General features: G+C 70.0%; 23 protein-coding genes and 1 pseudogene. 17 read left to right on the top strand and 7 right to left on the bottom strand.

Going from position 1 to position 26,113, the window contains the following annotated elements; translation table 11 throughout:
• The first annotated feature begins 82 nt into the window (after positions 1 to 82).
• The 9 genes from ASG71_RS03390 to ASG71_RS03430 all read left to right on the top strand — a co-directional run bounded on the left by ASG71_RS03390 (position 83) and on the right by ASG71_RS03430 (position 7,748).
• The gene (locus ASG71_RS03390; RefSeq protein WP_056737063.1) at positions 83 to 463 is read left to right on the top strand and encodes a hypothetical protein; all 381 of its coding nucleotides are present in this window, start codon (positions 83 to 85) and stop codon (positions 461 to 463) included.
• Positions 460 to 1,515 carry a zinc-dependent alcohol dehydrogenase family protein gene (locus ASG71_RS03395; protein WP_056737065.1) on the top strand — a complete coding sequence of 352 codons (1,056 nt, stop codon included), beginning with the start codon at positions 460 to 462 and terminating at the stop codon, positions 1,513 to 1,515. Before ASG71_RS03390 ends, ASG71_RS03395 begins: the two co-directional genes overlap by 4 nt.
• Positions 1,512 to 1,961 (top strand): flavodoxin family protein, encoded by a 450-nt coding sequence (locus tag ASG71_RS03400; RefSeq protein WP_056737068.1) that lies wholly within the window; start codon positions 1,512 to 1,514, stop codon positions 1,959 to 1,961. Before ASG71_RS03395 ends, ASG71_RS03400 begins: the two co-directional genes overlap by 4 nt.
• On the top strand, positions 1,958 to 3,640 hold the full coding sequence (locus tag ASG71_RS03405; RefSeq protein WP_082574790.1) for a DUF4389 domain-containing protein: 1,683 nt from the start codon (positions 1,958 to 1,960) through the stop codon (positions 3,638 to 3,640). The genes ASG71_RS03400 and ASG71_RS03405 overlap by 4 nt, the downstream gene beginning before the upstream one ends.
• Before the next feature lie 120 nt (positions 3,641 to 3,760).
• Positions 3,761 to 4,594: a DUF4397 domain-containing protein gene (locus ASG71_RS03410; protein ID WP_056737070.1), complete on the top strand. Its 834-nt coding sequence runs from the start codon at positions 3,761 to 3,763 to the stop codon at positions 4,592 to 4,594.
• Between the two features lie 71 nt (positions 4,595 to 4,665).
• Positions 4,666 to 5,454: a class F sortase gene (locus ASG71_RS16250; RefSeq protein ID WP_082574792.1), complete on the top strand. Its 789-nt coding sequence runs from the start codon at positions 4,666 to 4,668 to the stop codon at positions 5,452 to 5,454.
• Between the two features lie 5 nt (positions 5,455 to 5,459).
• Positions 5,460 to 6,080 carry an RNA polymerase sigma factor gene (locus tag ASG71_RS03420; protein ID WP_056737072.1) on the top strand — a complete coding sequence of 207 codons (621 nt, stop codon included), beginning with the start codon at positions 5,460 to 5,462 and terminating at the stop codon, positions 6,078 to 6,080.
• Positions 6,067 to 6,873: an anti-sigma factor domain-containing protein gene (locus tag ASG71_RS03425; RefSeq protein ID WP_056737075.1), complete on the top strand. Its 807-nt coding sequence runs from the start codon at positions 6,067 to 6,069 to the stop codon at positions 6,871 to 6,873. Before ASG71_RS03420 ends, ASG71_RS03425 begins: the two co-directional genes overlap by 14 nt.
• A gap of 95 nt (positions 6,874 to 6,968) precedes the next feature.
• The gene (locus ASG71_RS03430) at positions 6,969 to 7,748 is read left to right on the top strand and encodes an SDR family NAD(P)-dependent oxidoreductase (RefSeq protein ID WP_056737078.1); all 780 of its coding nucleotides are present in this window, start codon (positions 6,969 to 6,971) and stop codon (positions 7,746 to 7,748) included.
• A gap of 6 nt (positions 7,749 to 7,754) precedes the next feature.
• Here the strand turns inward: ASG71_RS03430 and ASG71_RS03435 are convergent, their stop codons facing one another.
• The 3 genes from ASG71_RS03435 to ASG71_RS03445 all read right to left on the bottom strand — a co-directional run bounded on the left by ASG71_RS03435 (position 7,755) and on the right by ASG71_RS03445 (position 10,496).
• Positions 7,755 to 8,852 carry a sulfite oxidase gene (locus ASG71_RS03435; RefSeq protein ID WP_056737254.1) on the bottom strand — a complete coding sequence of 366 codons (1,098 nt, stop codon included), beginning with the start codon at positions 8,850 to 8,852 and terminating at the stop codon, positions 7,755 to 7,757.
• Between the two features lie 173 nt (positions 8,853 to 9,025).
• A complete protein-coding gene (locus tag ASG71_RS03440; protein ID WP_056737080.1) occupies positions 9,026 to 10,030 on the bottom strand; it encodes an aldo/keto reductase family protein in 1,005 nt (334 codons plus the stop codon).
• 40 nt (positions 10,031 to 10,070) lie between these two features.
• Positions 10,071 to 10,496: a hypothetical protein gene (locus tag ASG71_RS03445; protein ID WP_056737082.1), complete on the bottom strand. Its 426-nt coding sequence runs from the start codon at positions 10,494 to 10,496 to the stop codon at positions 10,071 to 10,073.
• A gap of 287 nt (positions 10,497 to 10,783) precedes the next feature.
• On the opposite strand from ASG71_RS03445, the gene ASG71_RS03450 reads away from it, so the two are divergent.
• Positions 10,784 to 11,173 (top strand): YchJ family protein, encoded by a 390-nt coding sequence (locus tag ASG71_RS03450; protein WP_200947933.1) that lies wholly within the window; start codon positions 10,784 to 10,786, stop codon positions 11,171 to 11,173.
• Here ASG71_RS03450 and ASG71_RS03455 read toward each other — a convergent pair.
• The 3 genes from ASG71_RS03455 to ASG71_RS03465 form a co-directional block, all read right to left on the bottom strand.
• The gene (locus tag ASG71_RS03455) at positions 11,170 to 12,150 is read right to left on the bottom strand and encodes a TIGR04086 family membrane protein (protein ID WP_157366167.1); all 981 of its coding nucleotides are present in this window, start codon (positions 12,148 to 12,150) and stop codon (positions 11,170 to 11,172) included. The two genes, ASG71_RS03450 and ASG71_RS03455, sit on opposite strands and share 4 nt — an antisense overlap.
• A 165-nt stretch (positions 12,151 to 12,315) precedes the next feature.
• Entirely contained in the window at positions 12,316 to 14,331 is a 2,016-nt protein-coding gene (locus tag ASG71_RS03460) for an acyl-CoA dehydrogenase family protein (protein WP_056737086.1), read from the bottom strand.
• 64 nt (positions 14,332 to 14,395) lie between these two features.
• On the bottom strand, positions 14,396 to 14,710 hold the full coding sequence (locus ASG71_RS03465; protein ID WP_056737088.1) for a hypothetical protein: 315 nt from the start codon (positions 14,708 to 14,710) through the stop codon (positions 14,396 to 14,398).
• Positions 14,711 to 14,948: 238 nt separating this feature from the next.
• Here ASG71_RS03465 and ASG71_RS03470 point away from each other — a divergent pair, with 238 nt between their 5' ends.
• The 3 genes and pseudogenes from ASG71_RS03470 to ASG71_RS03480 all read left to right on the top strand — a co-directional run bounded on the left by ASG71_RS03470 (position 14,949) and on the right by ASG71_RS03480 (position 20,955).
• Positions 14,949 to 16,397, top strand: coding sequence for a DUF3375 family protein (locus ASG71_RS03470; RefSeq protein ID WP_056737090.1), 1,449 nt, complete (start codon positions 14,949 to 14,951; stop codon positions 16,395 to 16,397).
• Positions 16,398 to 16,399: 2 nt separating this feature from the next.
• A pseudogene (locus ASG71_RS16530) lies at positions 16,400 to 17,218 on the top strand (DUF4194 domain-containing protein); the annotation flags it as partial.
• 269 nt (positions 17,219 to 17,487) lie between these two features.
• Positions 17,488 to 20,955, top strand: coding sequence for an ATP-binding protein (locus ASG71_RS03480; RefSeq protein ID WP_056737092.1), 3,468 nt, complete (start codon positions 17,488 to 17,490; stop codon positions 20,953 to 20,955).
• Positions 20,956 to 20,977: 22 nt separating this feature from the next.
• Here the strand turns inward: ASG71_RS03480 and ASG71_RS03485 are convergent, their stop codons facing one another.
• Positions 20,978 to 21,472, bottom strand: coding sequence for an FBP domain-containing protein (locus tag ASG71_RS03485; protein ID WP_056737094.1), 495 nt, complete (start codon positions 21,470 to 21,472; stop codon positions 20,978 to 20,980).
• Positions 21,473 to 22,014: 542 nt separating this feature from the next.
• On the opposite strand from ASG71_RS03485, the gene ASG71_RS03490 reads away from it, so the two are divergent.
• From ASG71_RS03490 to ASG71_RS03505, 4 genes are read left to right on the top strand one after another with little or no spacing between them, the layout of a single operon-like run.
• A complete protein-coding gene (locus ASG71_RS03490; protein WP_235563916.1) occupies positions 22,015 to 23,058 on the top strand; it encodes an iron-siderophore ABC transporter substrate-binding protein in 1,044 nt (347 codons plus the stop codon).
• A gap of 10 nt (positions 23,059 to 23,068) precedes the next feature.
• Entirely contained in the window at positions 23,069 to 24,157 is a 1,089-nt protein-coding gene (locus ASG71_RS03495) for a FecCD family ABC transporter permease (RefSeq protein ID WP_056737098.1), read from the top strand.
• 44 nt (positions 24,158 to 24,201) lie between these two features.
• On the top strand, positions 24,202 to 25,209 hold the full coding sequence (locus ASG71_RS03500) for a FecCD family ABC transporter permease (RefSeq protein WP_235563909.1): 1,008 nt from the start codon (positions 24,202 to 24,204) through the stop codon (positions 25,207 to 25,209).
• 1 nt (position 25,210) lies between these two features.
• Positions 25,211 to 26,113 carry an ABC transporter ATP-binding protein gene (locus ASG71_RS03505; protein ID WP_056737102.1) on the top strand — a complete coding sequence of 301 codons (903 nt, stop codon included), beginning with the start codon at positions 25,211 to 25,213 and terminating at the stop codon, positions 26,111 to 26,113.

The raw sequence follows: 26,113 nt of genomic DNA on the forward strand, positions 1-26,113 counted from the left end.
CAGCCATCATGTTTTTTGACCGAACCGCCGCCGTTGGCGGACCCAGCGCCGGCCCGAGGCCGTGCCGGAGCCGGGAGGAAATATGAGCCCGCTGCGCCATCTGAACCACGCCAGCCGCGCCAGGGCATACCAGGCACATCCCTCCCACGGCGATCCGCGGATCAAGGTTGTCATCCGGATCGACGAGGCCGAGGAGTCCGCCCGGGTGGAGGTACGGGGCGTCGTCACCACCGCCAACATCCGGGCCCTCTACGTCGTCTGCCGCCGGGTCACAGCCAAACTCGCGGGCTACGAAATCGTCGTGGACCTCGCCCACGCCAGGGTAACCGCCGCAGCGTTCGAGGAACTGCGCGAGCATGCCCGGCAGGCGATTGTGTCCTCCGGGATCGACTCCTCGGTGACCCCGTGCCGCCTGCGGATCGTGGATCCGCCGGTCATTCTCCGAAACAAGGAGCCCGCATGAAAGCGCTCGTGTACGGCGGCCCGGGGCAAAAGTCCTGGACAGATGTCCCTGACCCCACCATCCAGAACCCCTCCGACGTGATCGTCAAAGTCGACACCACCACCATCTGCGGGACGGACCTGCATATCCTCAAGGGCGACGTCCCCGCCGTGGCCAAGGGACGGATCCTGGGGCACGAGGGGGTCGGAACCATTACCGACGTCGGGTCCTCCGTCACCGCGCTCAAGGCGGGCGACCGGGTGATCATTTCCTGCATAAAGTCCTGCGGACACTGTGCCAACTGCAGGACCGGGCTCTATTCGCACTGCATGGGCAGCGAGGGCCAGGCTGGGGTGGGCTGGGTGTTCGGCCACCTGATTGATGGCACGCAGGCGGAGTACGTGCGGGTCCCGTACGCCGAGAATTCCCTGCACCTGCTGCCGGAAGGGGTCAGCGACGAACAAGCGGTGATGCTCTCGGACATCCTGCCCACGGGCTTCGAAATCGGCGTGCAGTACGGCCGGGTCAAACCGGGGGACACCGTGGCCGTCATCGGCGCCGGCCCGGTCGGGCTGGCTGCCATGGCGACGGCCGGCCTCTACGGGGCCGCCACGATCATCGCCGTGGACCTCGATGCGAACCGGCTTGAACAGTCCCGCGGGTTCGGCGCCACCGACGTCGTACTCTCCAGCGACGCCGACTGGAAGGACCAGGTTCTGGCCCACACCGACGGTCAAGGCGTCGACGTCGCCATCGAGGCCGTCGGCGTGCCGGCAACCTTGGAAATGTGCCTGGCCGTTGTCCGGCCGGGCGGCAACGTCGCCAACGTGGGCGTCCACGGCAAACCGGTGGAACTGCACGTCGAGGACCTCTGGATCCAGAACATCAACCTCAGCATGGGGCTGGTCAACACCAATACGACCCCCATGCTGCTCAAACTGGTGGCGCAGAACAAGGTGCCGGCCGGGAAGTTCGCTACCCACCACTTCCGCTTCGACCAGTTCATGGACGCCTATGACACCTTCGCCCGCGCCGCGGAAACGAAGGCCCTGAAAGTGGTGATCACCGCATGAAAGCCCATGTCGTCTACGATTCGGCGTTCGGGAACACACGATCCGTGGCCGAGGCCGTTGCAGGCTCCCTCGGCGAGGTGCACGCCACCCCGGTGCCGGTCAGCGAGTTCGATCCCGGCAACCTGGCGGCCGGGGACCTGCTCGTCGTCGGCAGCCCGATCAACGGGTGGCGCCCGACGCCGAAGATCACCGAGCTGCTCTCGGCGCTCGGGGGCGGACAGCTCAAGGGCGTCAAGGCGGCGGCGTTCGACACCCGCGTCCGGATGTTCGTCCACGGCGACGCGGCCAAGAAGATGGCGCATGCGCTGCGCGACAGCGGGGCGGACCTCATTTCCGAGCCCATGCCGTTCTACGTCAAGGGCAGCGAGGGGCCGCTGCGGCCCGGCGAAATCGACAAGGCAGCCCGGTGGGGCAAGTCCCTGCTGGAGGCACTGGAACGGCCATGAAACCGGGCCGGATCGTCATGCTGGTGCTGGGCACCTTGGCCTCACTGCTGGGCCTGGCGCTCCTCACCGGAGCCGGTTTCACCGGCTGGGCCAATTACCAGCAGCGCGACGGGCGCTTTTTCACCACGCCCTCGGAACGCTACACGGTGGACTCCTACGCCATCACCTCGCCCCGGCTGGAGTTTATGGGCGACGCCGGACCGGCCGGTTTCGACCCGGCAGCAGCGGCGGGCAGTGTGATGCTCCGCGGTTCCACCGCCGATCCCGCGCAGCGCATCTTCATCGGAATCGCCCCGGAGGCTGACGTCGCCGCCTACCTCAGCGGAGTCAAGCACTCCGAAGTGGACGAGGTCCGGTTCTCGCCGTTCCGGGCCGAGTACCGGGAGGCGCCCGGCAGCAGGCAACCGGCCCGGCCGGCGGAGCAGAAGTTCTGGACCGCCTCCGCCACCGGTGCCGGAGCCCAGGAAATCACGTGGGACCTGCGCTCCGGGAACTGGGCTGTCGTGGTCATGAACGCCGACGCGAGCAGTCCGGTCTCGGTGGACCTTCGCGGCGGCGCCCGCTCAGACCTGTTGTGGCCGGTGTTCCTGGGACTCCTGGCCGGCGGGATTGTGCTGCTGGCCGTCGGCGTCCCGCTTATCGTGGCCGGCGCCGCGGGGCTGGGCCGCGCGAACCCGCCGCAACGACCGGATCAGCCGCCGCATGCAGGACCGCCCCCGGCCACCGGTTCCTACCCAGCGGCCGGAACGCCCCTCGCCGCCGGCCCCTACCCGCCCGGCGTCCCGCCCGGGGGATACGTCTACCCGGCCAGGCTCAGCGGATACCTCGATCCGCAACTGTCCCGCTGGCTCTGGCTGGTCAAGTGGTTCCTGGCGATCCCGCACTTCATCGTGCTGTTCTTCCTGTGGTTCGGGCTTGTGGTGACCACGATTGTTGCCGGGTTTGCGATTCTCTTCACCGGCCGCTATCCGCGCTCGCTGTTCAACTTCAACGTGGGCGTCATCCGGTGGAACTGGCGGGTCGCCTTCTACTGCTACGCCGCGATCGGCACGGACCAGTACCCGCCGTTCACCTTGGCCCGCACCGGCTACCCGGCGGATTTCGACGTTGATTACCCGGAGAAGCTCTCCCGCGGACTGGTGCTCGTGAAGTCTTGGCTGCTGGCCATCCCGCACCTGCTCATCGTCGGCATCCTGACCGGGACGACGGGCGCCTGGGGAGCCCGCGAGGGCTACTGGGCCGACGGCCGGTGGGTCCAGCAGAACTCCGGCATGTCGCTGGTCGGGCTGCTCGTACTCATTGCCGGCGTGATCCTGCTGTTCACCGGCCAGTACTGGCGCGGGCTGTTCGACCTCCTGATGGGCTTGAACCGCTGGATCTACCGGGTCACTGCCTACGTGGCCCTGATGCGCGACGAGTACCCGCCGTTCCATCTGGACATGGGACCGACTGACCCAGGAGACCAGCAGCCGGTTTACAGCGCCGGGGTCCCGCCCTATCCCGGCCAGCCTGCCCAGCCGGAGCCGCAGCAGCAGCCCGGCCGGCCCGGTGCGCCTGGTCAGCAGCCACCAAACCAGGGCTATTACGGGATCGGTGGTCCGCCGGCGTCGGTGCCTCCTTCGACGCTGCCTCCCGAGGTCCGGGAAGGGCGCGGCGGCCCCGAACTTCCGCCGCGCTAAACCCCGCCTTTAATTTCCGCAAAATCTCCTTCATGCGTTTGCATCCAAACTGCCGTGCGCGCCGGTAGTAGGGGTGTAAGCAAAAATCGCCCGCCCGGCGGGCCGTTGAAGGAGATGTAAATGCGTACCAGCCTTTTCACAGCAGGCGCCGTGGCCATCGCGGCAGCTCTCACCCTTGCCGGCCCCGCCCAGGCGGCCGAACCTAACGCCCAGCTGTCCGTCCTCCACGGCGTGCCGGAGCTGACCGTGGACGTCTGGGTCAACGGCGAACGGACCCTGGACGACTTTGCCCCGGGCACGCTGGCCGGTCCGCTGGCCCTGCCCGCCGGGGACTACGAGCTCGCCATTACCGCCGCGGATGCCGCCGACGCGTCAGCTCCGGTGATCGGGCCGGTCAAGGTCACCCTTGCCGCCAGCGGCAACTACACCGCCGTCGCCAACCTCGACGCGGCCGGCAAGCCCACCGCCAACTTCTTCACCAACGACGTCGCCCAGATCGGACCCGGCAAGGGCAAGCTCACGGTCCGGCATACGGCGGCAGCCCCCGCCGTGGACGTCCTGGCGGGCGGCTCGCCAGTGATCTCCGGCCTGGCCAACGCCAAGGAAAAGACACTGACCCTGGATCCGGCCACGGTGTCGGCCGCGGTAGCCGCCGCCGGCACCACGGCGCCGGTGATCGGCCCCGCGGACGTCGCGGTCGCGGAGGGCACCCACACCATCGTCTACGCGTGGGGAAGCCTTGCGGATAAGAATCTGAAGCTCGCCGTACAGAACATCGAGGGGCTGCACTCCGCCCCCGCCGGAGTGCCCGGCGGACGCTCCGGAGCCGCAGCAGGGTCTGAAACCGCCGGAGATCCTGCCGCCATGGTCGGCCTCGGCGCAGCCGGGCTCCTGCTGCTGGCCGGCGGCATCGTCCTGACCCGCAGGCAGCTGGCACCCCGCCGCATCCGCTAGCCCGCCTCCCACTCCGGCCGCCCGGGTCCCCGCCGGGCGGCCGGCCCGTGGGCCCCACTAGGAGGACGAACATGCCGACCCCACCGCACGGCTCCCGCCCGGGCCGCCGGCCCGGCACCAGGGCGCCTTACCCCCGGCGGGCTGCGGTCCGCCTGGCCGCCGCTGTAGCCGCTGCCGCGCTGCTGGCCTCCTCCTGCGCGGTGCCTCCGGATCCGACCCCGCCGGCACAGGCGGCTGCCCGGGGAAACGACTCCGGCTTGGACCAACCCGCCGGCGCTGTCCGGGAGGGCGGCGCCACCCCGGCCGCAGCGTCGGCGCCCGCCCGGAGCATCCCGCCGGTGCGGCCTGCGGCGCCCGCGCCCTCCCGGAGCACCCCGCCGGTGCGGCCCGCGGCCCCGCCGGCCGTCGCTCCCCGCGACCCCGGCCCGCGCTTGCTCACGGTGGCGGGCACCACCATCAGGATGCGGATCGTCGAGGTTGGAGTCAGCCCGGATGGCGCCATGCAGATCCCGGACCCTTTTGAGGAGGCAGGCTGGTACCGGTTTGGCCCGGCTCCCGGCGCCGCGGCAGGAGCCGCGGTGCTGGCCGCCCACGTCGACACCACCTCAGAGTCCGCCCCGTTCTCCCAGCTGAAGACGCTTCCTCCCGGCACCCTCGTGACTGTGGAACGGTACGGTGCTCCGCCCGTGCGGTTCCGGGTGGTGCGGGTGGAACTCATGGCCAAGGATGCCTTCGACGGCGCGGCCGTGTTCCGGCGCGGCGGACCGCACGAGCTGAAGCTGGTGACCTGCGGCGGCCGGTGGCTGGACGAGCAGCAGAACTACGGTGACAATGTGATTGTCACGGCGCTGCCGGCGTGACTCAGATGCCGGCCTCCAGCGTCCCCACCAGGAGCGGGAAGGAGCCTGGTTTGGCACCTTTCGAGGCTTCGCCGGCCTGGGACGCGGACCTGAACGAGTCCTTCGCCGCCGGGGACGAAACTGCCCTGGCGGAGGCGTACCGGCAGTTCTCGCCGCTGGTGCACACGCTGGCGCGGCGCTCGCTGCGCGACCCGGCCGCAGCCGACGACGTCACCCAGGAAGTGTTCATCCGCGTCTGGCGCTCCCGCTCCGCGTTCGACCCTGCGCGGGCACGGCTGCCCGCGTGGATCGTGGGTATTACCCGCAATGCCATCGCGGACGCCCATGCGGCCTCGGCGCACGAAACCCGGCGCGTGCTCGCCGCCGTCGAAAGCGCTCCGGACCCGGAACCCGCCACCGGGCAAACAGCCGCCGAAGCCCTGGCCGACCGCATCCTGCTGGACGGGGAATTGGAGAAGCTGGGGGAGCCGCAGGGATCCATCCTGAAGCTTGCGTTTTACGACGACCTGACCCATTCGCAAATCTCCCAGAAGCTCAACCTGCCGCTTGGTACGGTCAAGAGCCACATCCGCCGCAGCTTGTCCCAACTCAAAAGCCGATTGGAGGTAGACCGTGCAACATCTTGATCCTGAATCCCTGAGCCTGCTGGCCCTCGGCGAGGAGCTCGGAGACGATGCCGCGGCCCACCTCCGTGCCTGCCCCGATTGTGCGGAGGACTACGCAGGGCTTCGCCGCGCCGTCGTCGCGGCGAAGCCGGGAATGGATGCCGGGCTGGAGGCCGCCGCGCTCGAACCGCCGGGTCCGCGGGTGTGGGCCGGAATCCACAGCGCACTGGGTCTCTCCGACGACGTCGCCGCTGATCCGCTGGGACCGTCGCGGACCCAAGCCCCGCCAGCGGCCGGCCCGACGACGGCGGCGCCCCCGCCGCCGGTGCCCTTACCGGCCCCGGAGGAACGCGACGGCAGGAACCGGCCGCGCGGCGGCGCCGGCTGGATGCGCCGTCCGGGCGTGTGGCTGGCTGCCGCGGCGGCCGCCGCGCTGCTCACCGCCGGCATCGTCTGGTCCGCCCAGCAAAGCCGGCCCGCGGTGACTCCGCTGGCCCAGGCCGAGCTGGCCCCCGTGGACCGGCATTCCGCCACCGGGGTGGCCCGCGTCCTCGAGACCGGGGACGGGCAGCGGACGTTGGAGGTCCGGGTCGACAAGAACGAGGCCCGCGGTTACCAGGAGGTGTGGCTGATCGCGCCGGACCTCTCGCGGCTGGTGAGCCTGGGCGTCATGACCTCCGATGCCGGGTCCTTCGCGGTGCCCGCCGGCCTGGATCTCGCCAAGTACCCGATCGTCGACGTGTCGGATGAGCCGATGGACGGCAATCCGGCGCACTCCAGCGTGAGCATTGTCCGCGGGACCCTCGCGTCCTGAGCCGCCCGGTCCTGAGCTGTCCGCGGGCTTGCCACCTGCGCCCGGCGGGAACATAGTGGAGGCATTCACCACTCCGCGGCGGGAGGCAGGAACACATGTTGACAAACCAGACGCCGGACGGCGGCCTGCTGCAGGGCAAGACGGCGCTGGTCTACGGTGCCGGCGGTGCGATCGGGGGAGCGGTGTCGCGGGCATTCGCGGCAGAGGGTGCCACCGTCTACCTCGCCGGCCGCACCGAGGCCCGGCTCGAAAAAGTCGCCCGCGACATCCGCGAGGACGGCGGCACGGCGGAGACCGCCGTCGTCGATGCGCTGGACGAAAAACAGGTGGACGCCTTCGTGGCGGCTGCCGCGAAGAAGGCCAAACGCATCGACATCTCGTTCAACGTCATCTCCTTTGGCGACATCCAGCAGCCCCTGATGGAGATCGACGTCGACGACTTCACCCAGCCGATCACCCTGGCCGCCCGTACCCACTTCCTGACCACCCGCGCCGCCGCAGGCTACATGGTGAAGCAGAAGTCCGGCGTGGTGCTCATGTTCGGCGGCTCCGGCCCCCAGACCATGACCGGCCTCGGCGGCTTCAAGGTGGCCCTGGACGCCATGGACGGGCAGCGCCGGCAGTGGGCGCTGGAGTTGGGCAAGCACGGCGTCCGCGTGGTGACCATGGTGACCGGCGGGATCATCGAAACCATTCCGTGGCAGGTGGAGGGCCGCGAGGAGATCGTGGTGGGCATTGCCAACGCGGCGCACCTGAACCGGACTGCGACCCTGGCGGACGTCGGCAATGTGGCGAGCTTCATCGCCTCGGACAGGGCGGGCGCCATCACCGATGCCACCATCAACATCTCCAGCGGCGCGATCGTCGACTACTGAGCGGCGCTACTGCACGGTCACCTTGATCCGCTGCACCACATTGTTGCCCATGCCCTGGTAATTCCACACCGGCTCCAACGGCTGCGTGGCGCCGCTCGCGTCGGTGGCGCGGCAGGACAGTTCGTGCTGCCCGGCGTCCGCGACCCACGGCAGGGACCAGGCGCACCAGGCGAACGGCGCCGCGGGGCGTTCCAGCTGCGCGGGCAGCCACGTGCCGTCGATCCCTACGTCAACCCGCTGGATCGGGCCGTTCCCGGACCAGGCCCGGCCGGTCAGCATCACCGGGCCCGCGGCCAGGATTCTTTCGCGGGTGAAGAAGTCCGGGATGCCCGGCGGAACCATCAGCGCCCGGACCTTGATCCACGTCACCGGCGTCCCGGCGTCGTCCGCGTCCTGCTGGTAGCGGTAGGCAACGGACTGCTGGAAACCGTCGAAGGGCTTCACCTGCACCCTGATCGAGGACAGCCACTTCACGCTGGCCATGCCGTACCAGCCCGGGACCACGAGCCGCAGCGGGTAGCCGTGCTGCGGTGGCAGCTCCGCCCCGTTCATTCGGTAGGCCAGCACGACGTCGGGCCGCAGCGCCTCGCTGACCGGCAGGCTCCGGGCGTACTGCTGGCGCACGCCGCCCTGGATGCCGGCGTCCGCGCCGGTGAACACCACCTCCGCAGCGTCCTCGTCGACGCCGGCCTGGGACAGCAGGTAGGCCAGCGGCACCCCGGTCCAGACGGCCGTGCCCACGGCCTCCAGCCGCCAAGGCTGGCTCAGCGGACGCGGCTTGAGCAGGGACCGGCCGTTGCCGGCGCACTCCAGCGTGACCGGGACGCTGATGCTCGGCGCGCGGCGCAACGCCCGGAGGTTGAGCTCCAGCGAGCGTTGCACCGCACCCCCGATCCGCAGGTGCCAGCTGCTTCCGTCGATGGCCGGGATGTCGAAGTGGTCCAGCAGGTAGTGCAGTCCGGGCGGGGTGACGTCGTTCCGGAGGGCCTCCAGCGGCATTGAATGGTTCCGTACCGCGAGCTGCAGCTCCTCGGCGGTCAGCGGCCCGTGGCTGGGTTCGCCGGGATGGGCCGCGAGGCGTTGCGCCTGCCGGCGCCGGGCCATGATGGGAGAGGTGTGTTTGGAGAGTTGCTTCGGCATGGCACTGCGATTCTGTCGACGGTCCGCCTGGTCTCAGGTTTACGCCGCCGCCCGGAAGCCGTCAATACCGGCCCGGGCGGCTCCCCGGTGCGCCCCGGCGGTGCCGGGTGCGCACCGGCGGTGCCGGGCCGGGGTGCCTAGGCCTCGCGCGAGGCCGGGGATTTCGTCTGTGCCGGGTCGCGCTCGGCGAGGGAGCCGATCGCGGCGTCGATCTTGTCCATGACCGCCGGCTCGAGTTTCACCCCGGCCGCCGCGGCGTTCTTTTCGACCTGCTCGGGGCGGGATGCGCCCATGATGGCGGAGGCCACGTTCTTGTTCTGCAGCACCCAGGCGATGCTCAGCTGCGCCATGGTCAGGCCCACCTCGTCAGCGATCGGCTTGAGCTGCTGGACGCCGGTGAGGACCTCGTCGGACATCCACCGCTCGATCATTCGGGCTCCGCCCTTGGCGTCCGTGGCGCGGCTGCCCTCCGGGGCCGGCTTGCCGGGGTGGTACTTGCCGCTCAGCACGCCCTGGGCCATCGGGGACCAGACGATCTGTGACAGGCCCAGTTCCGCCGAGGTCGGCACGACCTCGGCCTCGATGACCCGCCAGAGCATGGAGTACTGCGGCTGGTTGGAGATCAGCTGGAAGCCGAGCTGCTTGGCCAGGGCGTGCCCGTCACGGATCTGGCTGGCGGTCCATTCGCTGACGCCGATGTAGAGGGCCTTGCCCTGCCGTACGATGTCCGCGAAGGCCTGCATGGTCTCTTCCAGCGGCGTCTCGTAGTCGTACCGGTGCGCCTGGTAGAGGTCGACGTAGTCGGTCTGCAGCCGCGAGAGGGATCCGTTGATGGATTCCATGATGTGCTTGCGGGACAGCCCGAGGTCGTTGTGTCCCTTGGGCCCGGTGGGGCCGAAGACTTTGGTGAAGATTTCCAACGACTCGCGCCGCTCGTCCTTGAGCGCCTCACCGAGGACGGTTTCCGCGGCCGTGTTGGCGTAAACGTCGGCCGTATCGAAGCTGCTGATGCCGGCGTCGAGGGCGGCCCGCACGCACTGGGTGGCGACGTCGTTCTCCACCTGCGATCCGTGGGTGAGCCAGTTGCCGAAGGTGATTTCCGAGATTTTGAAACCGCTGTGACCGAGGTATCTGAATTCCATGGCTTCCAACGTAGCCCAGATGCCCCGCGGCGGTAAGGCCTCAGCTGGCCTTGCGCTCCGTGTCCTGCGCGGGCCGCGTGTCGCGCGCCTTGAGGGCGGCTTCGGCCCTGGCGCGCTCCCTGGCGCGGGCATCGGCGCGTTCGACGGCGGCGGTCCAGTCGGCGGACAGCTGCGGTTCCCGGCGGGCGGGCCGTCCGGTCTTCAGCGGCCAGCCGGGCTTGGCGTTTGCCGCAGTCTCGGGCGTTGCGCCGGACGCCTGGGCGCTCCCCGGTGCCCGCCGCGGGCCCTTCGAGGCCCCTGCAGCCCCGCGGAACAGTGCAGTGAGGACCACCGCGAGCAGCCGCCCAGCGCCCGCGATCAGCAGGGTGATGACAAAGGCCAAGAACACGCCGAGGAACATGAGCAGGCCGACGCCAAGGGTGCCGAAGAAGGTCAGGTTTAGCCCGATCGTCGTCGGATCTTCCACTTCGCCTCTCCAATCCAGCCTGCACTGAGGTCTGCGCGGCAGTCTGCCCACCGGGCTCCAGCCCTCTTAACCATACGGACAAATTCGGCCGGACACGCGGGGAAACCGTCCGCCGCGGCAGGATGTGTCCAAGCTGATACCGGCGACCTCCCGGGGCCGGCGCCTTCCCCGGAAGCCGGGCTTCCCGGGGGCCGTCTATAGTCGAAGGCAGCCCACGCCGGACCGCCGGCCCTGCCGGAAGGACCCCCGTGACCGAAGCCCAGGCCAGCACGCCCCCGCCTCCCGGCATCGCGCCCGAGGCGCGCTGCCCCTGCCTCTCCGGGGAGCAGTACGGGCAGTGCTGCGCCCGGTTCCACCGGGGGGACGCGGAGGCCCCCACCGCCGAACAGCTGATGCGTTCGCGCTACAGCGCGTTCGTGGTCCGGGACGCCGCTTACCTGCTGAGGACGTGGCATCCGAGCACCCGCCCGGCGGCCCTGGACCTTGACCCGGCGATGCAGTGGCGGCGGCTGGATATTGTCTCCACCCGGCGCGGCGGACCGCTGGACACCGAAGGAACCGTCGAGTTCAAGGCCTGGTTCCGGCACGGCGGCGAGGCCGGGGTGCACCACGAAACCAGCCGCTTCGTGCGCCAGGACAGGCGCTGGTATTACCTGGACGAACTCAGCCCGGCCTAGCGCTCCTCGACGGTGTCTACCGGGGTGAAACCGGCCCGATCCACCCGGCGGTGGAAGCGCATGCCGGCCAGGCCGCCGAGCATGGCGCCGATCAGGGCCACAATCGCCACCACGACGGCGGCGATGATGCTCGTGGCCGTGAGGTCGCCCTCATTGACCGGGATGCGGGGGAAGCTGTTGAGGTTGGCCAGCACGTTGTACTGGCTGCCCGCGGTGAGTGCCAGGACGGCGACGACGATCGACGCAATCAGTGCCCAGATCCACACCATCAGGCCCTGCCGTGCGCCGTTGAAACGGGCCATCCGGCCGGCAACGTAGCCGCCGCAGTAGTAGGAGACGAAGAGGATCACGAGCAGTGCGATGATGCCTGCGATGCCCACGCTCTGGTTCTGGGAGGCCTGGTTGACTGCCTCGCCGACGTTGGTGTTGGTGGCGAGGCCGACGGCGGTGCCCGCTGCGGCGACCAGGGCCGTCAACAGGACGGCCATGCCGGTTGCCGCCAGCCAGCCAAAGAACGCCGAACCGATCTTGATGCCGCCGAACTGTTCCTTCTCCCGGGCCACGACCGTCTCGCGGGTGGGAACCTCGTCCACGACCGTGTCATCGACATAGGCCTCGTCGCGGGTGGCGTGGATCGGCCGGTCGTCGCGGCCGGCTGTGCCCGCGGCCCCGGCCGCGGTCGCCGCGGGGAAGGCCCGGGTGTCGTTGGCGCGTTCGGCCCGGCGTTCCGCGCGGTCCTCTGCGTGTTCGGCGCGGCGCTCCGCCCGGTCCTCGGCGCGGGACTCGGTGCGCATCGCGGCGCGGTCCTCTGCGTGCGCCTCGGCGCGGCGGTCAGCCGCTTGGTCGGCCAGGATGGGCCGCTCCGCGCTTGCGCCGTCCTGCCGGGCGTCGTGGATCCGGCCGTCCCGGCCGGGGGCTCCGTCCACGGCGTCGGGGCGGCGGGGAGTCCTGTCTTCGGGGCCTGCTGTGCTGCTCATGATGGCTGCTCGCTTTCATTGATCCACCCGGGTCCGTGGTTTGGGCCGGGCACTGCAATGCTTCGACCGTCATCAGGTCTTGCCTCCACCTAAGCACGGCAAACGGCCAATAGCAAGGGTGCTTACTATTGGCGCGTTCGTCAGGTCATCGGGTAAAGCCGCAGGTCAGCGGTAGTTGCGGTGCAAATCCTCCTTCGCCGAGGCCCGCGGGCTGGCGTCTGCGATCCACGGCCCGGTCCCCTCCGACTGGTCCAGCACTCCCGCCTCTAGCCACTCGAAGCCGCCGGCGAGCACCCGGCGCGCCAGGGCCCGGTCGCCGTCGTCGGTGTTCCGCCACAGCTGGTCGAAATACTCCTCGACCCGGACGCGGGCCTGATCGCAGTAGGCTTCGGCGAGCTCGTAGGCCGAGGCGCCGCGGTCCGGCGCGGTCCGCAGCAGCATCTCTGCCCGCGAACAGCACGCGGCCATCGCGAACAGCTCGGCCCCGATGTCCACGATCCGGCCCAGGAATGCCTGCTTATGTTCCAGTCCTGCCTGCCAGCGCCCCATCCCATAAAAAGTCTGGCGCGCCAACCGCCGCGAGGCCCGCTCCACAAAGCGCAAATGCCTGGCGAGCCGGCCGAAATCGCCATACGAGCGCGGATCCATCCCGGTGCCGGCCACCAGCTTCGGCAGCCACCGGGCGTAAAAGCCGGACGCGCCGACGGCCGCCCTGGCCTTTTCGGACAGGCTGGCGTCCGCCGACGCGAGCGCCCCCGCAGCCGACAGGTGCGCGTCCACCGCTTCCCGCGCAATCAGCAACCGCATAATCTCCGAGGACCCCTCAAAAATCCGGTTGATCCGCATATCCCGCAGTTGCTGTTCGGCCGGAACAGCGCGCTCGCCGCGGGCTGCCAGGGAATCGGCCGTTTCAAAGCCCCGGCCACCGCGGATCTGCACCAGTTCGTCGGCGATCCGGCAGCTGATCTCGGTGGACCAGAGCTTGGCAAGCGCGGCCTCGATCCGGACATCCTTCTGCCCGGCGTCGGCCAGTTCGGCGCAGAGCTCAAACACGGCATCCAGCGCGAAGGCACTCGCGGCGATGAAGGCGATCTTCTTGCCCACCGCTTCGTGCTCGCCCACCGGCCGGCCCCACTGGGTGCGCGCGGTGGACCATTCCCTGGCGATCTTCAGGCTCCACCGCCCCGACGCCACGCACAGCGCAGGAATGGACAGCCGGCCGGTGTTGAGCGTGGTGAGCGCGATCTTCAGCCCCTGGCCCTCGCGGCCCAGCCGGTTGGCGGCGGGCACCCGGACCTGGTGGAAGCGGGTGACCCCGTTCTCAATGCCGCGCAGGCCCATGAACGCGTTGCGGTTCTCCACCGTGATGCCGGGGGAGTCCATCTCGACCACGAACGCGCTGATGCCGCCCTTGTGCGCGGTACCGTCCGCGTCGGTGTGCGCCGGCACGAGCGCCATCACCACGACAAGTTCAGCGATGACACCATTGGTGGTCCACAGCTTTACGCCGTCGAGTACGTAGGAGCTGCCGTCTTCGGAGGGCACCGCCGTGCTGCCCATCCGCGCCGGGTCGCTGCCGACGTCGGGCTCGGTGAGCAGGAAGGCAGTGATCGCGCCGGCGGCACAGCGCGGCAGGTATTCGCGCTTCTGTTCCGGCGTGCCGAACACCTTGACGGGCTCCGGAACGCCGATCGACTGGTGCGCGGACAGGAGGGCACCGAGGCTCGGGTGGACCGACCCGAGCAGGGCCAGTGCCCGGCCGTAATACACCAGCGACAGGCCCAGGCCGCCGTACTCGCGGGGAATCTTCATGCCGAAGGCGCCCAGGGCTGCCAGGCCGGAGAGGTATTCGTCCGGGATCCGCGCGTCGCGTTCGATGGTGCGGCCGGACATGGTGCGGCAGTACGCGGTCAGCCGCTCCATGAACGCCTCGCCGCGTTCGACGTCGTCCGCCGGCGCCTGCGGCCAGGGGTGCACGAGGCTGAGGTCGAAACTGCCCAGATACAGGCCCTTCGCGAAGCTGGGCCGGTCCCAGGAGGTCTCCCGGGCGGCTTCGGCGACGGCGCGGGCCTCCGCTGCGCTCGCCTCGGGTCCGATGTTTTCAGGGGCCACCGGTACGTCGGCGGCGGGGCTGTCGGTGGATGGATCGTCGGTGGCCGGGTTGTCGACGGCGGAACTCACGGGGCATCTCCTGTCACCGGGTTCTCCGGCTAGAGCCCTGGATCCGCCGCGGGTGGAGGACCCTTCAGCTGTCCCGCAACGCTACCCGCGGGTAGGTCCCGGTACTAGGGGAGGATTGCCCTATTGGCTCCCCGGGGAAATCGCCCGGCAGTTCCACCGCGGCGGCATGGTGCGCCAGCACATCCCAGGCGGTGTTGATGCCGCGGACCAGCCCGAGCAGCACGCTGGCGGTGACGAACCAGGACAACCGGCCGAGACCCACGAGGACCAGGGCGGCAAAGGCTGCCACCGCAATGAAGAGGGCGAGCAGGAAAGCGAAAAGCAGTGTCCCGAAGAACACCAGGGTTCCGGTTTCCACTGCGCTGAGATCGAACTGCATTCTTCCTCCTGCACCGTCGCTTCGGCTGAACCAGTAGGCCGAGCGTAGGGCGGCGGAGGGGACCCCAGCCAGTGTCGCCGGGGCGCGCCCCGGCTGTTGATACGGGATCGAAATGCTACCCGGACGTAGGTCACGGCGAGGTCGCGGCAAGCCCGGGGAGGGCTGAGTTAACCTTGTAGATGGCAGTTTTTCCGTGATCCGCTGCCCATCCCACCCCCGGCAGCGATTGGAGAAGTGCGTGTCCCGTTCCGCTGTGTCCTCCGCCGACGCCATCAGCGCCCGGCTGCGGGACCTCGAACTCCTCACCAAAGGACCGGCGTGGGCGCTGACCCGCTCGGCGCCCTGGGTGATCGCCGTCCTGCAGGCGTCCTTCACCCGGACCCGGCCGCAGCTGCCGCTCGAGCAGTTCCATGCCGACGTCGACGCGTTCCTGCAACAGCTGCGCCGTGATGATCCCGGGTTGGGCGGCTCAGCCAACGGCAAGGGGTTCGGGGACGAGTGGACGCGCAAGAACTTCCTGACCCGGCGCAACCAGTCCGGCCAGATCGTGTATGAAGTCACCGAGCCGGCGGCCCGCGTCCTGGCCTTCCTCGACAGCCTCTCCAGCGAACGCTCCACCCTGAACGGCTCCCGGCTCGGCACCCTGCTGGGCGACGTCGAAAAGCTCGCCAACGAGACCAACCCGGACCAGAGCGCCCGGCTGGAGTCCCTCGAGGAGGAGATCGGCGAACGCCGCCAGCTGATCGAGGACATCAGCTCCGGGGAGTTCGACGGTCTGCTCGATGACGAGGAGGCCGTCGAGGCGGCCGGCAATATCCTGGACCTCGCCGCGAGCCTGCCCGCGGACTACAAGAAGATGCGTGACCGGATCGAGGAGCTCGTCGGCGGGCTCCGGAACCAGATCATCGAGGAGTCCCTCAGCAAGGGCGCCACCATGGCGCAGGTGCTGGAGGCGGACAAGCGGCTCCGGCAGAGCCCTGAGGGCAGGACCTTCCGGTCCTTTACCGCGTTCCTGGAAGACCCGCAGCAGCAGCTGCGCTTCCGCTCGGCGATCGGCGAGGTGCTCAGCCGCCAGTTCGCGGACGAACTGAGCCAGGACGAACGCGAGACCCTGAAGAACCTCGTGGCGGAGCTCCGCAGCCAGCACAGCCAGATCCAGCGGATCTACGGCAAGCTCAGCGAAAGCCTCAATACGTACGTCCAGAGCGACGACTACCGCCAGTCGGTCCGGCTCCGCAAGGTGCTGCGCGAGGCGGAGCAGGCGATCCGTTCGCTGCCGTACGAGCGCGAACGCCCCGGACTGGTGCGCGGACCGGTGCTGTTCAACGCCGGCTTCGAGTCGCTGGCCATGGTCAAGCTCTTTGACCCGGACGAATTCGCCGCCCCGCCGAAGCTGGCGGACCCGATCGCCTTCAGCGACTCCGACCGGGTGCGTTCGCCGCGCACCGGCAAGGCCAGCCCCGAAGCGGTCCGGGCCGCCATTGCCGGAGCCGCCACGCTGGCCGACGCCTGGGAGCAGCTGCCGGCGGAGGAACGCCACATCAATTCCATCCGGGCGCTGCTCTCCATGGCCCTGCACCAGGGCGCCGGCTTCGACCGTGAGGCCTGGGAGCCGCTGGACTTCGAACAGATCGACGGCTCCACGCGCACCGCCTACCTGCCCGTCGTCACGCTCAAGAAGGATTGAAGATGACCGACCTTTCCCCCGAAGAGCTCGTTGCCGAACCTGACGACGCAGGGCCCGGCCACGCCCCGCACGAGGCTCCGGCGAACCCGTTCGCCGTCACCCCGAGGGATACGTTCGTCGACGGCGCCGCCCTGTTCCCCGGGGACACCGGGGTCCTGCCGATGAAGGTTCGCCAGGCCTTGGTGAAGCTGCTCAAGGGTCCGTACATCGACGGCGGCCGGGACGAGAAGCTCTGGACCACGCTGCTGGACAACCAAGTGATCCTGCGCAGCCGGCTGTCCGAACTGTTCCTGACGCTGCAGCTCGATCACGAACGCAAGGTGGCCGTGCTGCGCCCGGTGGACCCCGAAGCCATCGGCGGCAGCACCCGCTCCAGCATCCTGCGCCAGCAAAGGGCCCTGAGCCGGGTCGAAACCATCGTGCTGCTGCGCCTGCGCCTGCTCCTGGACCGCCACGTCACCGCCCAGACCGACCCCACGATCACGCGCGAAGAGATCGCGGACCTCGTCGCCCACTACCAGCCCTCCGGCCAGCAGGATGCGCTCCGCGACTCCGACGTCGTCAACCGCGCCATCACCAAGCTCCTGGCCCGCCAGCTCCTGCTCACCAGCGGCCTGGACGAGGTCTACACGATCTCCAACGCCCTCCCCCTGGCCCTCCCCTTCGAGAACATCGGCGACATCCCCGCCCAAATCGAAGCCCTGGTAGCCGCCTCCACCGACCCCGCCGGCACCGAACCCCTCATCGACCTCGACACCGACCCGGCAGGCCCCGGCGACGACGACACAGAGGAACCGGACGACACGGACGACGACGCAGAGGATGACGCTCAAGGTGACCCGACCAGCGACGACACGGATGACGAAGAAACCATCGATACCGCAGTAATGGTGACAGGCAGCAGCGGCGACGCCGGGGACATGCGGCAGCATGCGTCTAAGCGAGGAACGAGCGAGCATGCAGAGCATGTCGCCGGTGGCGTCGCGGAAGGCGACCACGGCAGTCACGCGGAAGGCGACCACGGCAGCACCGCGGAAGGTGACCACGGAGACGCACCGGTAGGCGACCACACCGCAGAGGAGGCAGCCGAATGAGCATCGCAACAATGCTCCCGCTCGGTGAGGCAACGAACCCGGGCCAGATGCGGCTCGCCATGGTCCAGGTGGTCAACTGGGGGACGTTCCACGGTGCCCACACGATGCACGTGGACCGCAACGGCACGCTGCTGACCGGCAATTCCGGCGTCGGCAAGTCCACGCTGTTCGACGCGATGCTGCGGGTCTTCGATGCCCGGCCGCGTTCCAACGAGGCGGCCGCCCAGCGGGCCGGCGGGGCCGTCGAGGACAAGCGGACGACCTTCACCTACATGCGCGGCAAGGTGGGGGACAAGGCCGTTGGCGACGGCTCGGCCAGCGCCTTCCAGCGCCCGGGGGCCACCTGGTCCGCCGTCGCCCTGACCTTCGACAACGCCGCCGGCACGCGGGTGACCATCTCGGCGCTGTTCGACCTGCCGAAGAACGGCACCGAGTCCAGCGTCGGACGCTTCTACCTGATCGACAACAAACCGCTGGACCTGGCCGCGCTGGAGGGCATCGCCGACAAGCGCTTCACGAAGTCGGCCCTCGAAACGATCTTCCCCGACGCCCAGATCTTCGACGTCCACAAGGCGTTCGCCGAGCGGTTCCGCCGCCTGCTGGGCATCAACTCGGACCAGGCGTTGCCGCTGCTGCGCGTGATCCAGGCCGGTAAGGGGCTGGGCGGCAGCGTCAACACCTTCTTCCGCGACCAGGTCCTGGACGCCCCCGCCACGCTGGCCGCCGCGGACGACGTCGTCGAGGAGTTCAGCAACCTGATGTCCATCCGGCAGCGGCTGGAGGACGTCCGGCAGCAGCGGGACCAGCTCGCCCCGGTCCCGGCGCTGAACAAGGAGTATGCCCAGTCGCTGCTGGACGCGAACCGGCTCCGGGACCTGGCCGGGGAGGAGTTCGAGGCGTACAAGCAGCAGCTCGCCGTCGGCGTGCATGAGAAGACCCTGGAGCGCTTCAAGTCCCTGGCGCAGGCGAAAGCCAAGGAACTCAGCGCCGAACGCGGAGTCCGCGACGGCCTGGCCAAGGACCTGCGGCAGCTCGAGGCGGACTACAACAACCAGGGCGGCAACGCGATCTCAGCGATCGAACAGGCGCTGGAAAACGCCCGGGTGGGCCTCAAGCTCCGCCAGCAGGTCGAGGACACCGCGCGCAAGGCGCTGACCGACGCCGGCCTGGAGCTCGAATGGACCGCCGCCGGCTGGGAACAGGCGCACGAGCACGCCGCGGCCCGCTCCGCCGAACTCAAGGACGACTCGGAGGCGCTCAAGGAGCTGCGCTTCGAGGCCTTCGACGGCCACGCCGCCAGGAAGCGGGAGCTTGCCGCCGCCCAGCAGGAGCTCCTCTCGCTGCAGACCCGAAAATCCCTGCTGCCGCCCTCGAGCATCGAGAACCGCAGCGCCATCGCCGCCGCCACCGGGGTGCCGGAAGAGCGCATGCCGTTCGCCGGTGAGCTGATTGACCTCGCCGAGGGGCAGGAGCAGTGGCGCCCGGCCGCCGAGCGCGCCCTGCGCAGCCTCGCCACCACGCTGCTGGTCCCGGGCGAGCACTTCGCCGCCGTCACCCGCTACCTCAACGACCATTCCGTCCGCGGCGCCTTGCGCGCCGTCGACGTCTCAAAGCCGCTGGCCGGCGGAGCGCTGGCGGTGCAGGACGCGGCCGATGGCGAGCTGCTGGCCAAGCTGGACATCCTCACGTCCGGCCCGGCCACGGAAGCGGGGGAGTGGGTGCGGGAACGGATCGCACTGGACTTCGCCTACCCCTGCGTCGAGGACCCGGACGAACTCGCGGGCCTGGACAAGGGCCTGAGCCTGGGCGGCGTGGTCAAACGCAACCGGCACACCGTGGAGAAGGACGACCGGTTCACCTCCCGGCACGACTACGTGCTCGGCTTCGACAATGCCGCCAAGCTTGAACTCGTCGCGGCCCAGGTCGAGGACCTGCAGCAGGAACTCGCCAAGGCCGCAGAGCTGGCGCAAAGCCGCGAGGAGTCGCACCAGGGCATGGCCCGCCAGCTGGAGGCGCTGCGCCGCGTGGCCGACGACCACCGGACCTGGGAACAGGTGTCCGCGGCCGTCGCCGCCGACGAACTCGCCCGGATCGAGACCCGGCTGGCCGATGCGCTCGCCGCCCAGGCCGACCTCGAACCGCTGCGCGCCAACATCGAGGCAGCCCGGCAAAAGCACCAGTCCAGCACAGAAGCGGCGGCCGTCCTGCAGAGCGAGTACAAGGCCCTGGACTCCCAGCTCACGGCGGCGGACGCCCTGCTGGAGGCCGCCCGGCGGCGCGTTGCCCAGCAGCCGCCGGCGGAGGCCACCGTCACCGCGCTGGAACCGTACTTCACGGATCTTGGCGATGTGCTGGAAATGCACGAACTGGACAACCTCGCCAACCAGGTCCGGACCCGGTTGCTGGCTGAGCTGCACACGGCCGAATCCCGCGGCCAGGCCACCGCGGAGCGGCTTACCCGCATCTTTGAGGGCTTCGTCCGCGACTGGGGCTCGGCGATCTCCGCCGACCACGGCACATCCATCGGTGCCGCGGGCGAGTTCGAGGCCCGCTACCACGCGATCGTCAGCGATGGACTCCCGGCGCAGGAGGCCGAATTCCGGCAGTTCTTCAACCAGCGCACGCACGAGTCCTTCTCCACCCTGCTGCACCTGCTGGACGAGGAACGCCGCTCCATCACCAGCCGCATCCTCCCGCTCAACGGGATCCTGTCCGAGGTCAATTTCCACGAAGGCAGCTTCCTGGAACTGGACATCAAGCAGACCCTGCCGGCAACGGCCAAGCAGTTCAAGGACGCCATCCAGAACGCGCTGAAGGTCCGCCACGCCCGGCCGGGCAAGACTGCCGGTGCCGGTGCCGCCGGCGCGGACGACGACGCCGAACTCACCAGCCGCTACAAGTCGCTGGAAACGCTCGTGAAGCGGCTCGGCTCCCAGTCACCCGAGGACCGGCGCTGGCGCGCCGAGGTGCTGGACGTCCGCGGCCACCTCTTCATCCAGTGCAAGGAGCACCGGGAGGTCCAGGGGTCTAAAGCGGCCAAGAGCGGCGGCAGGAAGAAGACCGAGGTCTTCATGCATGCGGACACCGGCTCCATGTCCGGCGGCGAGCGGCAGCGCTTTACCGCCTTCATCATGGCCGCGGCGCTGAGCTACCAGCTGGGCATTGCCGAGCAGGGCTTCACCACGTACGGCACCGTGATGATGGATGAGGCCTTCGTGCTGGCCTCAGAGGAATTCGCCGGCGCCGGCATCAAAGCGCTGCACGAGTTCGGCTTCCAGCTGCTGCTGGCCGCACCGGAAAACGTCATCGACCTGTCCCGCCACCTCGGGTCCGTCACCGAGATCCTGCGGGACAAGCGCACCAACCGCTCCGGCGTGCTGACCGCGCCGGTGATCGTCCCGGAACCCGGCGCGGAAGGGGCCTGGCGCTCCGAAGCCAACCCGGTGGACATCGTCCTGCGCTGACGCCCGGCCCCTCCGACGGCTGTTAGTCGCCCCGGACCCGCGCCACGAACTGGACGGTCCGGGTGATCAGGGCGTCGACCTGGCGCGCGACGGTCACCTCGGGGTCCGGGTTGATGTCGTTGACCGGCGGCGCCACGCGCACATTGCGGCAGCAGAGGAAGTCGGCGCAGACCAGGGTGCCTACAGTGTTGCCGTTGCGGCCGGACTGGCCGGCGCGCTTGGCCACCCAGAGCAACACGTCGTCCTTGGAGTGGATGTCGCGGCACAGCTCGCACAGCACCGCGCGGTTCTTCTTGGCACCGCCCTCGGGTGCCCGGAGCAACAGCCCAGTGGGGCCGCCGGGACCGGGCAGGATCAGGTAGCCGCGCAGCGGCATCTTTGCGTCACGCCAGCCCAGGAAATCCAGGTTTTCCCAGTCCAGGGCGTCGAAGCCGGCGGGCAGGTTGAGTTTGGCGGCCTCGGAGCGGCTCGCGTTGATAAAGGATGAGCGGATCTGCTGGGCAGAGAGTTTTTGCATGGCGAAAGCCTTCGGAATCGTGCGGAGCCTCTGGCGGCCGACAGCGCGCCAGGGGTGAAGAGGGCAGGGATCTGCCAGCCACGGAACTCCGGTGGGTAGGGCTCCGGCCGAATCAGGCCGCGTTGGCGTCCGGGCGGAGGGAAAGGGCTGGCGTCGTCGCCGCCGCGCAGCAGGCCAGAACGGCCACCCCGCTGACCGTGGCAGCAGTCATCCCTACGATGCGCATGCTCACTCCCTTTGCTCGGTCTTTGTTCCGTGAAGAACGATTCCGGACCGACGCCGCTGCGCCCGGTCCGCCGCTCATCCTCGCAAACCCGGGCGAGACCTGTCCAGTTTCCGGGTGAGCCGGGCGCCTCGGCGCCGATTGAGATAATTAAGTTACAGAGATCTTGCGTAATTACTCCAAGGGTAGGCTAGCCTTACTTAGGTTTGCTTCACTCACCTAAGGAGATCCCGTGGCCCCCGCCGACCATCCCCCTGCCGCCGAGCCCGCCGGCCGGCCGTGCCGCCGCCTCCGGCGCAGCTCATTCCGCCGGACAACTTTGCGGGCCGCGGCGCTGCTGGTTGCGGTCGGTCTCGGTCTGGCCGCCTGCTCCACCGGACCGGCCGGCCCCGCGGCGTCCGGCCCGGCGGCTACCGGCACTGCGGGCGCGGCATTCCCGGTCACCATCAAGCATGTCTTCGGCGAGACCACCCTCAAGGCGCAGCCACAACGGGTGGCCACCATCTCGTGGGTCAACGACGACGTTGCCCTGGCCCTCGGCGTCGTCCCCGCCGGGGTGCCCAAGAACGAATGGGGCGGAAACGCCCAGGGGTCCACGCCCTGGAAGGACGCGGCGCTGAAGAACCTCGGCGCCGGCTTCGGCACGGCCAAGGCCCCCGCGCAGTATTCCGAGGCCGACGGCATCAACTTCACCGAAATCGCCAAACTGAACCCGGACGTCATCCTGGGCGCCTACTCCGGACTGACGGAGGAGGACTACAAGAAACTCAGCGAGATCGCGCCGGTCGTGGCCCAGCCGGAAATCGCCTACGGCACGTCCTGGCAAGACTCCACCGCCATCATTGGCAAGGCCCTCGGCAAGGAACCGGAAGCAGCCAGGCTCGTCGCCGACACCGAGCGGACCATCCGCGAGAAGGTGGCACAGTACCCCCAGCTGGCAGGGAAGACGTTCATCTACGGCAACCTGGAACCAGCCAAAAGCGACGGCATCAACGTCTACACCGCGAACGACAACCGGCCGCGTTTCCTCAGCTCGATCGGCATGAAGCTCGCGCCGGTGGTGGCGGACAACACGGCGGGCTCCAAGGAGTTCTTCATCCCGTGGTCGGCGGAGAAGGCCAACGAGCTGGGCGCCGACGTCTTCGTCACCTGGGTCCCGGACGCCAAAACCGCCGCGTCCATCACGAGCGACCCCCTGCTGGGCCAGATCCCGGCGGTCAAGAGCGGTGCCCTCGTGGCCGATTCCGACAACACCCTGACGCTCTCCATCTCGGCCTCGTCGCCGCTCAGCCTGCCCTGGGCGCTGGACACGTTCCTGCCCAAGCTGGCCGACGCCGCGGACAAGGCCGCTGCGGCCAGCTAGGGCCCCGGACATGTCCCCGCTGACGACGGTGCGGCCTCCGGCCCGCCCGCCGGCCGAGGCTGCAATACCGGCCGCGCCCGGCACGCAAAGCGCTCCCGGCGCGCAGGCCAGCAGCCGGGCGGCCTGGCTGCTGGCCGCCGCCGGTGTCCTGGCGCTGGCGGCAGCAGGCTCCCTCGCCGTCGGCGCCCGCGGCCTGGACCTTGGCACCGTCTGGCAGGCCCTGGTGGCCTTCGACCCGGCCGACGGAGACCACGCCGTGGTGCGGGCCCGCGTCCCCCGCACCGTCCTGGGCCTGCTTGCCGGTGCGGCCCTGGGGCTCGCCGGCGCGGCGATGCAGGGCGTGACCCGCAATCCGCTCGCCGACCCGGGGATCATCGGCGTCAACGCCGGCGCGGCGCTGGCCGTCGTGACCGGCATCCACGTCTTCGGGGTCTCCTCGCTCGACGGGTACATCTGGTTCGCGTTCGTTGGCGCCGGCGCGGCGGCCGGGCTCGTCTACCTCATCGCGGCGCTGGGCCGGGATGGCGCGACGCCGGTCAAGCTGGCCCTCGCCGGGGCAGCCCTGAGCGCCGGCCTGTCCTCACTCCTGAACGTCGTCCTGGTCTCCAGCCAGGAGACCCTGGACCGGTTCCGCTTCTGGCAGGTGGGCGGCCTCGCCGGCCGCGACTGGTCCGCGATCGGTGCCGGGCTGCCCTTCGTGCTCCTCGGCGCGGCCATCGTCCTCGCCGCCGGCCGGAACCTGAACGGGCTGGCCCTTGGCGACGACCTCGCGAGCGCCCTGGGCCAGCGGGTGGGGCTGACCCGGGCCGTGACGGCCCTCGGCGTCGTCCTGCTGTGCGGGGCGGCGACCGCGCTGGCCGGCCCCATCGGCTTCGTCGGGCTGGTGGTTCCGCACGCCGTCCGGTTCCTGACCGGCCCGGACTACCGCTGGATCCTGCCGTTGTCCCTGGTCCTGGCGCCGGCCCTGCTGCTGGCCGCGGACGTCGCCGGCCGGGTGGTCCTGCTGCCCGGGGAAGTCCCCGCCGGCATCATGACCGCCCTGCTCGGGGCCCCCGTGTTCGTCTGGCTGGTCTCCCGGAGCAGGGCGGCGGCCCTGTGAGGAGCCCGACGGCACGACGCCCCGCCTGGCAACACCCCGCCGAGGTGGCACTTGCCCTGGCCGCGGCAGCCGTATTCGCGGCCAGTATCCTGCTTGGCAGCTACACCGTGACCGTTCCCGATTTCGTCAGGATTGTGGTTGCCGACCTGACCGGCGGGGAGAAGATTCCCGGCGCCAGCTTCATCGTGATGGAGCACAAGCTGCCCCGCGCCGTCGTCGGTGCCCTCGTCGGCGCCGCCTTCGGGGCGTCCGGTGCCCTGTTCCAGACCATGCTGCGGAACCCGCTGGCCAGCCCGGACGTGATCGGCATCAGCTCCGGCGCCAGCGCCGCGGCCGTCACGGCGATTGTGCTCTTCGGGGCGTCCGGGCCGGCAGTATCGGCGGCCGCCCTCGCCGGGGCGCTGGGCGTCGCCGCGGTGATTTACGCGCTGGCCCGCCGGGGATCCTTCGGCGCTGCCGCCGGCCGGGGGGACGCGGCCGGCAACCGGCTGATCCTCGCCGGTGTGGGGATTGCGGCCGCCCTGCACGCCGTCGTCAGCTTCCTGATGACCCGGGCGGACATCCGCACCGCGTCCGACGCCCTCGTCTGGCTTAACGGCTCCCTGAATGCCGCCAGCTGGGAGCGGGCCGCGGTCCTTGGCCTGGCCGTGGCCCTGCTGGGCCCGGCCGCCGCCGCGCTCGCCGGCCGACTGCGCATCCTGGAACTCGGCGACGATACCGCCGCGGCGCTTGGCCTGGGCGTGGGCGCCACCCGGCTCGCCGTCGTCGTGACCGCCGTTGGCCTCTCCGCGGTGGCGACGGCGGCTGCCGGGCCCGTCGCCTTCGTGGCCTTCCTCGCCGGGCCCATTGCCCGCCGCTTCGTCCGCAGGCCCAGCCTCCCCGCGGCGGCCCTCACCGGGGTGCTGATCGTCCTCGCCGCCGACTTCCTCGCGGCCAACCTCGCCCCGCTGCTGCTGGACGGAACGGTGCTGCCCGTCGGCGTCGTCACCGGTGCCATGGGCGCGCCCTTCCTGTTGTGGCTCCTCGTCACCGCCAACCGAAAGGACCCCTGAGATGGCAACCCTGCGCGCCGAGGGCGTCACCCTCAAATACGATCAGCGGACGGTCATCGAGAACCTGTCCGCCGAGCTCCCCGCGGGCCGGGTGACCATGATCGTCGGAGCCAACGCCTGCGGCAAATCGACGCTGCTGCGGGCACTGGCCCGGCTGCTGAAGCCTGCCGGGGGCACCGTCACGCTCGACGGCCGGGACATCCACAGCCAGCCCGCCCGGGACGTAGCCCGCCGGCTGGGCCTGCTCCCGCAACATCCGACGGCGCCGGACGGCATCACCGTCCGGGACCTGGTGGGCCGCGGCCGCTTCCCGCACCAGGGCCTCTTCCGCGGCTGGCCGGCGGCGGAAACCCGCGACGACGCCGACGCCGTGCACCGCGCCCTGTCCGCCACCGGCACCCTGGGGCTGGCGGACCGGAACGTGGAGCAGCTCTCCGGCGGCCAGCGGCAGCGGGTCTGGATCGCGATGGCCCTCGCGCAGGAAACCGAGGTGCTGCTGCTCGATGAGCCAACCACCTTCCTGGACCTCGCGCACCAGGTTGAGGTGCTGGACCTGCTCACGGACCTGAACCGCCGGCGCGGGACGACAGTGGCGATCGTGCTGCATGACCTGAACCTCGCCGCCCGTTACGCGGACCACGTGATCGCGTTGAAGGACGGCCGGATCGTGGCTGAGGGCAGCCCGCACTCGGTCGTCACGGAGGCGCTGGTCCGGGACGCCTTCGGTCTCTCGGCCAAGGTGGTCCGGGACCCCGTCGCCGGGACCCCGCTGGTGGTGCCGCTGGGGCGTCACCACGCCGGCGCCCCGGCCGCGCCGCACTCAACCGCCCGCATCCCCGCCATCCCCAACCCCGCCGCCCCCAACCCCGACATCCCCGACCCCGATCTGGAGCCCATCCTGTGA

Source organism: Arthrobacter sp. Soil763 (assembly GCF_001428365.1).
Classification (GTDB): Bacteria; Actinomycetota; Actinomycetes; order Actinomycetales; family Micrococcaceae; genus Arthrobacter.

Coding starts and splice junctions, on each gene's coding strand:
- ASG71_RS03495 (WP_056737098.1), top strand. CDS start 23,069: ATGTCCCCGCTGACGACGGTGCGGCCTCCGGCCCGCCCGCCGGCCGAG.
- ASG71_RS03435 (WP_056737254.1), bottom strand. CDS start 8,852: ATGGCCCGGCGCCGGCAGGCGCAACGCCTCGCGGCCCATCCCGGCGAA.
- ASG71_RS03390 (WP_056737063.1), top strand. CDS start 83: ATGAGCCCGCTGCGCCATCTGAACCACGCCAGCCGCGCCAGGGCATAC.
- ASG71_RS03455 (WP_157366167.1), bottom strand. CDS start 12,150: ATGAGCAGCACAGCAGGCCCCGAAGACAGGACTCCCCGCCGCCCCGAC.
- ASG71_RS03395 (WP_056737065.1), top strand. CDS start 460: ATGAAAGCGCTCGTGTACGGCGGCCCGGGGCAAAAGTCCTGGACAGAT.
- ASG71_RS03410 (WP_056737070.1), top strand. CDS start 3,761: ATGCGTACCAGCCTTTTCACAGCAGGCGCCGTGGCCATCGCGGCAGCT.
- ASG71_RS03440 (WP_056737080.1), bottom strand. CDS start 10,030: ATGGAATTCAGATACCTCGGTCACAGCGGTTTCAAAATCTCGGAAATC.
- ASG71_RS03430 (WP_056737078.1), top strand. CDS start 6,969: ATGTTGACAAACCAGACGCCGGACGGCGGCCTGCTGCAGGGCAAGACG.
- ASG71_RS03420 (WP_056737072.1), top strand. CDS start 5,460: ATGCCGGCCTCCAGCGTCCCCACCAGGAGCGGGAAGGAGCCTGGTTTG.
- ASG71_RS03505 (WP_056737102.1), top strand. CDS start 25,211: ATGGCAACCCTGCGCGCCGAGGGCGTCACCCTCAAATACGATCAGCGG.
- ASG71_RS16250 (WP_082574792.1), top strand. CDS start 4,666: ATGCCGACCCCACCGCACGGCTCCCGCCCGGGCCGCCGGCCCGGCACC.
- ASG71_RS03480 (WP_056737092.1), top strand. CDS start 17,488: ATGAGCATCGCAACAATGCTCCCGCTCGGTGAGGCAACGAACCCGGGC.
- ASG71_RS03465 (WP_056737088.1), bottom strand. CDS start 14,710: ATGCAGTTCGATCTCAGCGCAGTGGAAACCGGAACCCTGGTGTTCTTC.
- ASG71_RS03485 (WP_056737094.1), bottom strand. CDS start 21,472: ATGCAAAAACTCTCTGCCCAGCAGATCCGCTCATCCTTTATCAACGCG.
- ASG71_RS03400 (WP_056737068.1), top strand. CDS start 1,512: ATGAAAGCCCATGTCGTCTACGATTCGGCGTTCGGGAACACACGATCC.
- ASG71_RS03405 (WP_082574790.1), top strand. CDS start 1,958: ATGAAACCGGGCCGGATCGTCATGCTGGTGCTGGGCACCTTGGCCTCA.